The organism is Streptococcus sp. FSL E2-3494 (assembly GCF_038007085.1).
Lineage (GTDB): Bacteria > Bacillota > Bacilli > Lactobacillales > Streptococcaceae > Streptococcus > Streptococcus thermophilus.
Window position 1 is genome coordinate 1,494,976 of the sequence record NZ_JBBOWN010000001.1, and the last position, 12,047, is coordinate 1,507,022.

The following is a 12,047-nucleotide window of genomic DNA, read 5'->3' on the forward strand; positions in this document are numbered from 1 at the left end:
ACCCTCCATTTAACCTTTACGACGCTACGCAAATTTATTTTTCAAATCTTACAAGCAGTGATACTACATCAACATGAAACGAGTGAACCTATCTGTATGTAGAAACAGGTCTATAGAGCTTTTAACGATCGCATAAGGTTATCATTTAAAGGTATGACCTCAACAAACTAAGATTTACTTAATTGAAATCCACTCTGCCTTTGAGAGACAGGCGATGTGTTCTGTGCTAAAAACACCTTCCAATGCACATGGAACCTTCTCTTTTATATGATGATAACGGAACCCACATTTTTCCTGAACTCTCTTTGACTTTGTATTGCCGTCAAAATAACCGAACCACATTTTCTCCAAATTCAAGTCATCAAATCCATGTCTCATTATCTCACGAACTGCTTCTGGTATAAGCCCCTGACACCCCAATACAGAACTCCTATCCAGTAACCAATCTCCGCCTCAGTATCAGGAATACCTTTATCACTTGCAGAGCCAATCATCAAACCTATGCTATCCACTGGCTGCATTGTTTCTTTTAAAACTATAGCGTATGTCTCAGGTGCGGAAAAATAACTTTTTATAATTTCCCTACTGTTTTCAACACTAGTATGTACTGGCCAACCTGCAATCGGACCAACCTCTGGATTACTGGCATATTGGAATAAATCATTGGCATCTCTTTCTTCCCATGGGCGAAGAATCAACCTTTCCGTTTCTAAAATCGTTTTTTCTCCTTAAATTCCACTCTAATCATTTCTTTGGTTTAGGTGCAGGTAATTCATCATACATTGCATTGAATAAGCCAGTTAAATAATTTTTGTTGTCAACATCATCTACCAACAGCATTTCATTTGCTCCATCATATGGTGACTCGTACTTTGCATTTGGCATATATGCTATTGCAGATTTAAAAGGCTTCACTAAAAATCTATCATCATAAATTCACAATAATGAAATCTAAATATTCTTTACTTGAAGCCATAATCTACACCTCCAAAATTTGCATTGGTCTACAGGATTTTTAATACTTATATTAGTTCAATATGGTGGGCCTTCCGTTTCTACTATGCTACTTCGTAGCTCGTACAAGCAGTGTTACGCATTCAACATGATGCGTCCGTGGGACTCAAAAGGTTCGGAGAACCTTTTGAGGATTAGCTACGTTTCACTAAAAACTCACACACTCGGCGGTTCGCTATTACCGTATCGTTTCGTCGTAAACTCCTTACTCTACGACAGCTATCGCATGGGCGGAGCATCTACTTCTACTTCGCTGAAGTCTCAGCTCGTACAAGTAGTGATACCGCCTCAACATGATGCGTTTGCGGAAATAAATCAACCGGCTGGACTTTCTTCAATTCATAGCCCAAGTCTTGATAAAGTTTGATATCACGCGCCATGGTTGCTGGGTTACATGAGACATAGGTAATCTTCTCAGGTTGCATGGCGACGCTGGCTTTGATGAAGCTTTCAGTCAAGCCCTTACGTGGTGGATCCACAATGATGACGTCTGGTTTGATGCCATCCTTGCTCCACTTGGCCATGACATTTTCAGCTGAGTCAGCCACATAGTGGGCATTTGTAATGCCGTTGCGTTCTGCATTTTTCTTGGAATCTTCGACGGCTGTTTCGATGACTTCAACGCCGTAGACTTCCTTGACCTGTTTTGCAAATGACAAACCGATTGTCCCGATTCCTGAATAGGCATCAATAACAATGCTGTCGCTGTTTAGATCTGAGAAGTCAATAGCTGTTTGATAGAGTTTTTCAGCCATCTCAGTGTTAACCTGATAGAAAGACTGGGCAGAGATCTCATAGTCATTGCCCAACATACTGTCTGTGATGGTGTCTTGGCCATAAAGGGTGCGGAACTCCTTACCAAAGATGGCGTTAGTGTTCTTATCGTTGATGTTTTGAATGATTGAAACAATACTTGGAAAGGCTTCCGTAATCTTAGCAATGACTTGGTCAATACGGAAAACTTTTGGTTTGGTCGTTACAAAGACCAACATCATCTGACCTGAATAATGACCACGACGAACTACCAAATGACGAATCAAACCTGTCTGCTCCTTCTCATCATAAGGTTTGAGGTCATAACGACGGAGAAGGTCACGGACAAAGACAATGAGTTTATCAATTTCCTTGTCTTGAATGAGGAAATCTTCAATTGGAATCAAGTCGTGCGAATTCTTGCGGTAGAAACCTGTTTCAAGCTGACCTTTAACACGGCGAACGGGCACCTGCGCCTTATTACGGTAGGCGTAAGGTGTTTCCATACCTAGTGTTTCAGCAACTTCTACGTCCGAGATACCGGCTGTCTTATAGAGGTTATCGACGACTTGTTTACGCTTGAACTTAAGCTGCTCAGTGTAAGTCATATGCCCAAAATCAGCAATCCCTGAACGAAGATAAGTAGCATTAATATCCTGATTACGACTTGGTGAAAGGGTCACATACTCATCAACCTTACCAAAGCCGATATTCTTCTTAAGCTTAAGCACACGCATTCTGATGACTTCACCCGGTAGGGCATTATCCACGAAAAAGACAAAGCCGTCGACCTTGGCTACGCCTGATCCTTCATGTGTCAAATCGACAATTTCAACTTCTACAATATCGTTTTTATTTAACATAATTCAACTTTCTTTACTTTTAGGGGGCCTAAATATACCTTCAAAGGCCTTTTACTACCCTCCATTATAGCACATATAAATCAAATTTATGACTAGCCATAAATAATATAAACTTTACAGAAAAGTCATACAGTGCTATCATAGGTCCATGACAAAAAATTAAACGACTCAGCAACTTGCTAGATGTCGTTTCTATCTAAAGGAGAATAGAAATCATGCCAGATATTACCATTCATACAATCGAAACTGCACCAGAAGAAGTTAAAGACGTCCTTCAAACAGTCAAAGATGCCAATGGGGGATTCATTCCAAACTTGATTGGTCTCCTTGCTAATGCGCCAACTGCGCTTGAAGCTTACCGTACTGTCGGTGAAATCAACCGTCGCAATTCATTGACACCAACTGAACGTGAGGTTGTTCAAATTACAGCTGCTGTTACTAACGGATGTGCCTTCTGTGTGGCAGGTCACACAGCCTTTTCAATCAAGCAAATCCAAATGGCACCTCAACTTTTGGAAGCCCTTCGTAACCGTACACCAATCGAAGACGATCCAAAACTTGATACCCTTGCTAAATTCACTATTGCCGTAATCAATACTAAAGGTGCTGTTGGTGACGAAGCCTACAATGACTTCTTGGAAGCTGGCTACACTGCTCAAAATGCCCTTGACGTTATCTTGGGTGTCAGCCTTGCTAGCTTGTGTAACTACGCTAACAATCTCGCACAAACACCGATTAACCCTGAACTTCAAGAATTCGCTTAATTCAAAACCAAACGATAAACTAGAGGAGGATCTAAGCCTATGTCACGTTTTTCAAAAGAATTCCTTACTTGGTTGGACACCAACGCTGACCATATTGACCAAGAGTCTGGACCAATTGCGGACCAACTTCTTGAAAAAATTGCTGAAAACGACGTCTTTAAGATCGGCGTACCTGCTGAGTTTAATGGCCTAGGTGGTGGTCCTACTCACGTTGTTGATGTGCTTAATGAATTGGCACAACACTCTTTGACAGCTTCCTTTATTTCTTGGGGACACCGTACTTTCATCGAGTATATCTTAGCTAGCGACAATGCTTACCCTCGTGAAACATGGTTGAAAGAATTATATACCGGTGAGCGTGCTGGTGGTACCGGTTTGTCTAACGCCGTCAAATTCTTATCTGATATTGAAGAATTGAATGTTACTATCAGCCAAGAAGGTGATGACTACTATCTCGATGGTCGTTTGCCTTGGGTAACTAACCTTCGTTCTGATAAATTCGCTGCTCTCTTTGCTGCTGACTTTAAAGACGGTAGCCAACCTTGGATTATCACCATTCCATCTGAAGCTGAAGGCCTCAGCCGTTCTGAAGATTTGGAATTTGTTTCCCTTCAAGGTGCTAACACTGCCTCTCTTACTTTTGATCACGTTAAGTTAGATCCTAATTGGGTCCTTTCAAAAGAAGGTGCAGACTATATTGCCAAAACACGTCCGAACTTCCTTGGTTTCCAATTTGGTCTTGCCTTTGGTTTGGCACAACGTTCTCTTGATGAGGTTGAAGCTAGTCTAAACAGTAACCGTAGCGTTCTTCGTGAGGAATTTGAAGCAACACGTGGAAATCTTCTTGCTATTCAAGACCAACTCTTTGCGGGTCTTAATGATGCTAATTATTTCATTGAAAAACCACGTGAACTTTTCCAATTGCGTATCGATATTGTCGATGTCGTAGCCAACAGTCTGCTCCTCGAACTTCAGGCTAGTGGTGGTCGTGGCTATTTGAAAGAATCAGAGTCAAGCTTTATCCGTCGTTGGAATGAAGGCGTCTTCCTTCCAATTGTATCTCCGAGTGCGGTACAGCTTCGTCACATTCTTGCAGCTAGCTAGAAAGGCCGGTAGAACAATGAAGGTATTTTTTAAGAAAATTCCCTTGGCCCTATCTAGTCTAGTTCTTGCCCTCTTTAGTTTATCCAATCAAATAAACCACTATGCCCTGATTGCTCAGGGCATTTGGTTTCTGGCAAGTATAGGTTTTATGCTTATACTAGGACGCTTGATTCTTGGCTTTGAAAAAGTAAGGGAGGATTTGCACAATCCAGTCATTGCTTCGGCCTTTGCTAGCTACTTTATGGCTGCCTTTCTCTTTGCCAGCCGCCTTCCACTAGCTCAAATAGGCTTAAGTGTGACTTGGGTTGGGCTCCTTGGACTTTATATTGCCTATATTATTTTTTTCAGTCTGCGTTTTATGCACCCACTATCTTTGAACCAAGTCTTTCCAAGCTGGTTCGTGATCTACGTTGGACCTGCTATCAGTCTTGTGACAGTACCAGCTAGTGTTCCAACTAGCATCAAGGGACTTATTCTGGGACTAACGGGACTGGCGACACTAGCCCTCTTTCCACTTGTTTTGTGGAGAATGAGACAGATAGCCATCCCTCACCTCTATCGACCTATACTTGCCATTTTAGCAGCACCTCTGGCCCTTCTCATTACCAGCTCAATCAAGAGTAATCAAAGACCTGCAACTATTATTTTACTTGCCCTACTCTTATTCTCGCAAGCATTCTTTTTCTATGCTCTTAATCTCTTCGTAAGACTGGTTAAAAAAGGCTTTATGCCACTTTTTGCAGCTTTCAGCTTTCCCTTGGTCAATAGTGTCAATGCTTTTAGGGCAGCCACTACTAGTCTTGGACTAGTCAATCCAGCTACCCAATTGGTTTATAAGGTAGAGTTCGTCTTCGTTCTTGTCATCATGACCTATTTGCTCTATCATTTTCTAAAACTCTTATACAAGGCGCTTATACAAGCTCTTAATACCAAAAAACAAGCAGGTTCGGTGTGAACCTGCTTGTTTTCTTATCTAAATCCTAGTTCTTTTAATTTTGACTGATAGTTATCAAAATCAATTTCAATCCCTTGACCACCATATAAATCATAACTGTCAATCCAATCACCATCTGAAGGAATGGTTTGAGAATTGATCCCATGTTTAAAACTACCAGCATTTGAAAGACCCAAATCCAACATTTCCGTCATGCTCATATTGGTTGAAGTCAGTGAGTATACTTTTCCTAAAGCCTCAGGACCCTTGAAAAGACTAATAGGATTTTTAACTTGCTTCATAATAGCTTGCATCACTTGTTGTTGCCGCTTGGTACGCCCATAATCCCCTTCATCGTCCTTACGGAAACGAGCGTAATTAAGAAGAGTTCGTCCATCCATCTGTTGCTTACCGACTTTAATGGTTTGATTCGGAACATTCCCATCCTTTTCCATCCTCAAATCATCTGGAACTTGGACCGAAGATACTTTTTTACCATCAATAGTGGAGAATTTGGCATTGATTTTCACGCCATCTGGGAACAGGGTATCAATACCTGTCGCAAAGGTCTCAAAGTCGACCATGGCATAGTACTTGATATCAATGTCAAAATTTCGTTTGAGCGTCTGTCGCATAAGCTCTGCTCCTTGATGATTGTTTTGCTCACCAATATTGAAGGCAGTATTGAGTTTCAGATCCTGAGAATAGTCTGTCTCTGAAGCGCCCTTAATATTAACCAAGGTGTCACGCATAAAGCTTACCATCTTGATTTTGCCTTCCTTATTGCCCACATTGACAACTATAATAGAGTCTGTTCTGGCATCGGTAGATTTTTGGCTGACTCGTTGGTCAGAACCCAAAATAAGGATATTCACCCCATCCTTAGTGTCTTTACCGTTAAAGGTTTCGACTAAGGCCGGTCGATAGGCTTTACCATTGTTACCAGCAGCAGAAAGGTCAGTTCCTTTGTAAAATTGATAGGCCATTGCTAGCACTAAGAACACAATCCCAAGACTCAAGCATCTGAATACCAGTTTAACAACCTTCTTGAGTTTTCTTTTTTTCTTATGTCGCGTTTTCTTTGTTGAATGCGGATTGGACTTTGGTTCCGATATTACTGAAGGGGGCACTCGTCTTTGAACCTTTTTTCGCTTAGGTTTTAGTTGAGGCGCTTCCTCTCGATAGACAGGCAGACCTTCCTCTGTTAGCTGGTTGACATCCTCATAATCAGGCTCCTGATAATAATTTGAACGATTATCATAAGGTTGGCGCCATGCTTCTTGATAGTCAGCTCTTTGACCTTGATACCTCTCGTAGGAACGTTCAGCTTCATAGGCATCCAACTTTCCTTGTAGATAATTGAATTCCGAAGCCTGCTGTCCATTAAGGCGGGCAAGATTTTTTAAAAGATAGCTGTAACGTAACCGTTCATAATACGTAAATGGCACATCGTTAGATTTGGTCATAAGATTTCCCTTTAAATTTGATAGACTTGGTAAGCTCCAAAGATTTTATATCCAATTCCAACTGCAGTTAGCTCTTCAAGAGCGAAATGAGCCAACTTTTTCTTTGTATAATCACAATCAATAATGAAGAAGTACTCGCCAAGTACCGTCTTTAAAGGACGGCTTTCAATCTTGGTCAAGTCAATGCCTCGCCAGGCAAAGGTCGATAAAGCCTTGTAAAGTGCACCTGGCATATTGTCAGGTAGAGTTAAGGCAAGCGTTAATTTACAATTAATCTGATTGAGCGGAATTTCAGGAACAGTGCTCCCTAATAACCAGAAACGGGTATAATTCTTCTCAATTTCCTGAATATCCTTAGCTAAAATTTCGAGACCGTATTCCTTGGCAGCTGCATGCGGAGCGATTGCAGCATAAGGCTGGTCAGGATTATCTGCGACATAGCGAGCCGCAAAGGCTGTACTGGCTGTTGTCTCAATTTTAGCATGTGGAAAATGATCTTTAATATACTTTTTCCCTTGAGCAATCGCTTGTGGATGTGAGAAAATTTTTTCAATCTTTGCATGGTGTTTGCTAGCCATTAACTGTTGCTTGATGGGTTGAACAATCTCGGCCACAGCACGAATGTCTGCCTGGTGGAAGAGATAGTCTAAACTCTCATGAACGGATCCCTCAATGGAATTTTCCACAGGAATAACTGCGTAATCCACACGTCCCTCTTCATATGACTTGATAACTTCAGTAATGGTACCTAGAGAAACCAAGCTTGCCTCAGGAAATGCCTTTAAGGCTGCATTGTGCGTAAACGACCCACTGGGGCCCAAATAACCTACATCCATTTGATAAACCTTGCTACTTCTTCTGGCGTCCGATTATCAACAGTGACAACCAGATCTGCCAAACCTTTATAGAGGGCCATTCGACCATCATAAATGGCCTTGAATTCCTCTTTAGAATGATTGAGAAAGAGGGGGCGTTGATTTTTGATATCCTTTTTAATACGATTATAGACCACATCAAAAGAAGAGTGAAGCCATACGTTATGCTTACGATTTTTCTTCAAAAGTTTACGATTGCACTCCGTCACAACGACACCACCACCAGTAGAGATGATAACATCATCTCCCTCTTGAAGGAGTTCTTCCAGAGTCTCAGACTCAATCTGACGAAAACTTGCTTCGCCTTCTTTGGCAAAGAAATCAGTAATGGACATTCCAATTTTATCTTCGATGACCTGATCCATATCTACGAAACGACCATTCAGGTATGGGGCGACGGAACTCTTACCAACTCCCATAAAGCCCAATAAAACCTTAGCCATGCAGTAATCCTTCCAAATCACTAAAGAAGCTTGGGTAGCTCGTATTGATAGCTTCCGCACGTTGCAAGTCAACTTCGCCATCTTGAACCAAGAGGGCAGCAATGGCTGTCATCATACCAATCCTGTGGTCACCAAAGGTATTGACCTCTGCCCCGTGAAGAGGCGTCTTCCCAGTGATAATCATACCATCCTCAGTTGGAACAATATCAGCACCCATAGCATTCAAGGCATCTGCTACCACCTGAATACGATCAGTCTCTTTGACCTTGAGCTCTTCAGCATCACGAATCACCGTCTTACCTTGAGCTTGTGTCGCCAAGAGTGTGATAATCGGAAGTTCATCAATCAAACGTGGAATGATGTCACCGCCAATTTCGGTTCCTTTAAGTTCTGAAGTTTCAACCGTAATGGTCGCAGATTTAGCAACTTGGTCAATATCTGAAAGTTTTATCTTACCACCCATATCCTTGATAACATCAATGATTCCGGTACGTGTCTCATTAATACCAACATTTTTCAAGATAATCTTAGAGTTTGGCACCACGAGTCCTGCTACCAACCAAAAAGCGGCCGAAGAAATATCCCCTGGAACCACAACTTCTTGGGCAGTAAAGATCTGTCCACCAGAAATACGAATTTCCTTGCCTTCTACTTGAAGCTGACCACCAAACTGCTGAATCATATCTTCCGTATGATTACGTGTTTTTTCCTTTTCAATGATGACAGACTCACCATCAGCTTGAAGGGCCGCAAAAATAAGGGCAGACTTAACCTGAGCAGAGGCCACTGGCAATTCGTAATAAATAGGTTTAAGGGACTTGCTGCCGTGCATTTTCAATGGTGGCAAATCACGGTCAGTTTGTCCTGACACCTCTACCCCCATCTGACGTAAAGGAATAGTGACACGGTCCATAGGGCGTTTTGAAAGGGAGTCATCCCCAAACATTTCCACATCAAAATCTTGACCGGCAAGTACACCTGAAATCAAACGAATCGATGTTCCAGAGTTGCCCATATCCAGCTTGTTTTGAGGAGCCTTGAGACCGTCAAAACCAACACCGTGAATACGTACCACATCACCATCATCTTCAATAGTCACACCTAAATCACGAAAGACCTGCATAGTTGAGAGGACGTCTTCACCTCGTAAAATATCACGAACAGTTGTCACGCCTTTGGCAAGACTACCGAACATAATCGAACGGTGACTGATGGACTTGTCACCAGGGATACGCAAGCTGCCACGAAGACCTTGAGCCTTGGTTTCTAGTTTCATAGGTTACTCCTAAAAATTTTATTGTTATCCTCATTATACCATATTTGAAAGCCCAACCATATACTGAATTGTCAAAATATTCACTCGATTGTATTGCCATACTTTTCTTTCAAAAAGGCAACTGCCTCTTGAACACGGTTCCGAATTAAGTCAGCAGAGCCCTGCAAAAGATGTTTTTCCTCAGCCGACAAAGTCAAGTGGACAGGAGCTTCCACACCTTGACGTCCTAAAATAACTGGATAGCCAAGATAAGTCTGATAGATTTCTTGATAGCTAGATACTGTCACCTCTTCTTGAGCGTCAGAGAGGATAATTGCCACCAAACGAAGGGCAGCACTGGCAATACCGTATGAAGTATAGCCCTTACCATAAAAAACCTTGTGCCCCCCCTTCATGGAAGCCATAAAGAGATTTTGACGCTCCTCTTCACTCGTTAAAGCTGTAATATCTTGACCTTTCACCTTAACCTGACTCCATGCTGTAAATTGAGAGTTGCCATGTTCCCCAAGATTGTAGCCTGATACTGATTTGGGATTAACTTCCAGAACCTCTCCCACTGCTGTCTTCATTCTAGCCGTATCAAGTAAAGTCCCTGTCCCAATCACGCGTTCCTTTGGCCAACCTGTGAATTCTTGATAGAGAGCTGTCACCGCATCTACAGGATTTGAGATGACCAAGAGTATACCTTTAAAATCCAACTGTTTTAACTCCTGAGCAACCTGATAAACAGCCTCTCGGGTAAATGGGAATTCAGCAAAACGGTCCTCACCAGCATTGTGCTGTAGCTGAATATTTCCAAGAGCTGAGATGATAACATCAGCATCTTTAAGTGCTTCATAATCATTAACCACGATGTTTGCATAGTTGGCCAGATTGGCCATGGCATCCTTAAAATCCTGGGCATCTGCTTCAGCTTTCCTCTCATTAATATCAATAAAAACATAACTATCGGCTAAGCCCTGAGCAATAGCCCCATGAGCTACCGCTGCACCAACATTTCCCATTCCAATAATTCCAATTTTACGAGCCATAATTTACCTCCTTTAATACAGAAAAAGTCCTGCCAATTGACAAAGGCCTCCCTTATTAGTTATTCAATTCTTGCAAAGGTTTGAAGATGATACGTTCAATATCATTCAAATAAACAGACAGACTTTGTTGCGCAGTCAAGTATTCTTTCAAAAGGGCGTTAGCTTCTACCTTTTGACCCAATTCTTGAACAGCTGCTTGTTCTTCTGCTGTTGGCATTGTACCAGCCTGCATTTTAGCATAGAAATCCTCTTGGAAATCCGTAAACTCTTTGAAAAGAGCGCTAGCCTCAGCATCAGTTGCAATCGCTTCTTTTTTCTCTACCAAGTTTTTGTACTCAGGAAGGGCACGGATGCCACGTTCCAACTCATTTGCTAAATCATAAATATTTCTCATTTTATTCTCCTATGCGATCACCACATGATAGTCTGTATTGGCTTCAATAACAGTCTTAGCATGTTTACGATCTTTTTCATTTTTAAAAGTAATTTGAAGGATACCATGAATATCCTCACGATTTTCTTCATTGATACGAAGGTTAACCAAAGACGTTCCTCGCAACAATTCCATAATGCTAAGGATAACGTCCTCACGGTCAGGTACATCCACAAAAATATCGAAGGCACTTTCCACGCCACCCTTTTTATGAATTTCCATCTCTTTACGCTTCTTACGACCGTTGTCAAAGAACTCCCAAATAGCACTCTCATCCTCAGCCTTAATCAAATCAGCCACATGGTCCAAACGTTTTTTGAAATCTTCAATACGATCCAAAACAGCAGGACCATTAGTCATGAGAATGGAAGCCCACATCCCAGGTTCACTCTCAGCAATACGGGTCATATCTCGGAACCCCCCAGCCGCAAAGTGATTGGTCATCTCGTGAGCCTGAGCATAATCAGCTGCCTGCTCCATAAGACCAGAAGCCAAAAGATGTGGAAAATGACTGATTTGACTCGTTACCCGGTCGTGTTCAGCTGCATCAATCTCAACATAACGTGACTTAAGGCCAGACAAGATATCCTTAAGCTCAGGGATCGTTGTCTCTTTTGTCAGACTTGTCGGTGTGAAAATATAATAGGCATTTTCAAAAAGTGTCACGTCAGCCGCAATAGCCCCTGATTTATGAGAACCAGCCATCGGGTGAGAACCTACAAACTGAACATTTTTGCCTGTTAGATAACGCTCCGCTGCCTCAACGATTTCACGCTTGGTTGAGCCCGCATCTGTTATGATGACATTATCTTTAAGGTCCAGATCAGCCAACTCCTTCAAGTAGGCCATCGTTTGCTTGATTGGCACTGCTAAGATAATGACGTCCGCAAGGGGAGCAAACTCTTTAAAATCACCTGTTGCTCGGTCAACAATCCCACGTTCTAGTGCAATATTTCGAGAATAGTCAGAGCGATTATATCCAAGAATATCATAATCAGGGTGATCCCTTTTAATCCCTAAGGCCAGGGAGCCACCAATCAGACCCAATCCTACAATATAAATAGTTTTTTTACTCATTCCTACTCCCGTCT

11 protein-coding genes and 2 pseudogenes are annotated in these 12,047 nt (G+C 42.0%); 3 read left to right on the top strand and 10 right to left on the bottom strand.

What is annotated here, in order from left to right:
• Positions 1-174: 174 nt before the first annotated feature.
• The 3 genes and pseudogenes from NST05_RS07730 to rlmD all read right to left on the bottom strand — a co-directional run bounded on the left by NST05_RS07730 (position 175) and on the right by rlmD (position 2,630).
• Positions 175-698: pseudogene (locus tag NST05_RS07730) on the bottom strand (GNAT family N-acetyltransferase).
• Between the two features lie 46 nt (positions 699-744).
• Positions 745-936, bottom strand: a pseudogene (locus tag NST05_RS07735) (TfoX/Sxy family protein); the annotation flags it as partial.
• 323 nt (positions 937-1,259) lie between these two features.
• Positions 1,260-2,630, bottom strand: coding sequence for a 23S rRNA (uracil(1939)-C(5))-methyltransferase RlmD (gene rlmD / locus NST05_RS07740; RefSeq protein WP_084828662.1), 1,371 nt, complete (start codon positions 2,628-2,630; stop codon positions 1,260-1,262).
• Between the two features lie 215 nt (positions 2,631-2,845).
• Here rlmD and NST05_RS07745 point away from each other — a divergent pair, with 215 nt between their 5' ends.
• The 3 genes from NST05_RS07745 to NST05_RS07755 are packed head-to-tail and all read left to right on the top strand — an operon-like array spanning position 2,846 to position 5,453.
• Positions 2,846-3,394 carry a carboxymuconolactone decarboxylase family protein gene (locus NST05_RS07745; RefSeq protein WP_014608130.1) on the top strand — a complete coding sequence of 183 codons (549 nt, stop codon included), beginning with the start codon at positions 2,846-2,848 and terminating at the stop codon, positions 3,392-3,394.
• A gap of 39 nt (positions 3,395-3,433) precedes the next feature.
• Positions 3,434-4,498 (top strand): acyl-CoA dehydrogenase family protein, encoded by a 1,065-nt coding sequence (locus tag NST05_RS07750; RefSeq protein WP_011680950.1) that lies wholly within the window; start codon positions 3,434-3,436, stop codon positions 4,496-4,498.
• A gap of 16 nt (positions 4,499-4,514) precedes the next feature.
• Positions 4,515-5,453 carry an SLAC1 family transporter gene (locus NST05_RS07755; protein ID WP_024704033.1) on the top strand — a complete coding sequence of 313 codons (939 nt, stop codon included), beginning with the start codon at positions 4,515-4,517 and terminating at the stop codon, positions 5,451-5,453.
• A gap of 14 nt (positions 5,454-5,467) precedes the next feature.
• Here NST05_RS07755 and NST05_RS07760 read toward each other — a convergent pair whose 3' ends face one another.
• The 7 genes from NST05_RS07760 to NST05_RS07790 form a co-directional block, all read right to left on the bottom strand.
• On the bottom strand, positions 5,468-6,898 hold the full coding sequence (locus NST05_RS07760; RefSeq protein ID WP_084828661.1) for an LCP family protein: 1,431 nt from the start codon (positions 6,896-6,898) through the stop codon (positions 5,468-5,470).
• 11 nt (positions 6,899-6,909) lie between these two features.
• Positions 6,910-7,734 carry a prephenate dehydratase gene (pheA, locus tag NST05_RS07765; RefSeq protein ID WP_084828660.1) on the bottom strand — a complete coding sequence of 275 codons (825 nt, stop codon included), beginning with the start codon at positions 7,732-7,734 and terminating at the stop codon, positions 6,910-6,912.
• On the bottom strand, positions 7,725-8,216 hold the full coding sequence (locus NST05_RS07770) for a shikimate kinase (RefSeq protein WP_014621371.1): 492 nt from the start codon (positions 8,214-8,216) through the stop codon (positions 7,725-7,727). The genes pheA and NST05_RS07770 overlap by 10 nt, the downstream gene beginning before the upstream one ends.
• Complete coding sequence (aroA, locus tag NST05_RS07775) at positions 8,209-9,492, bottom strand: 3-phosphoshikimate 1-carboxyvinyltransferase (protein WP_014621370.1); 1,284 nt, start codon at positions 9,490-9,492, stop codon at positions 8,209-8,211. Before aroA ends, NST05_RS07770 begins: the two co-directional genes overlap by 8 nt.
• An 80-nt stretch (positions 9,493-9,572) precedes the next feature.
• Complete coding sequence (locus tag NST05_RS07780; protein ID WP_014621369.1) at positions 9,573-10,523, bottom strand: L-lactate dehydrogenase; 951 nt, start codon at positions 10,521-10,523, stop codon at positions 9,573-9,575.
• A 55-nt stretch (positions 10,524-10,578) separates the two neighbouring features.
• Complete coding sequence (locus NST05_RS07785) at positions 10,579-10,917, bottom strand: YlbF/YmcA family competence regulator (protein WP_002947244.1); 339 nt, start codon at positions 10,915-10,917, stop codon at positions 10,579-10,581.
• Positions 10,918-10,926: 9 nt separating this feature from the next.
• On the bottom strand, positions 10,927-12,033 hold the full coding sequence (locus tag NST05_RS07790) for a prephenate dehydrogenase (protein ID WP_014621368.1): 1,107 nt from the start codon (positions 12,031-12,033) through the stop codon (positions 10,927-10,929).
• Positions 12,034-12,047 lie beyond the last annotated feature (14 nt).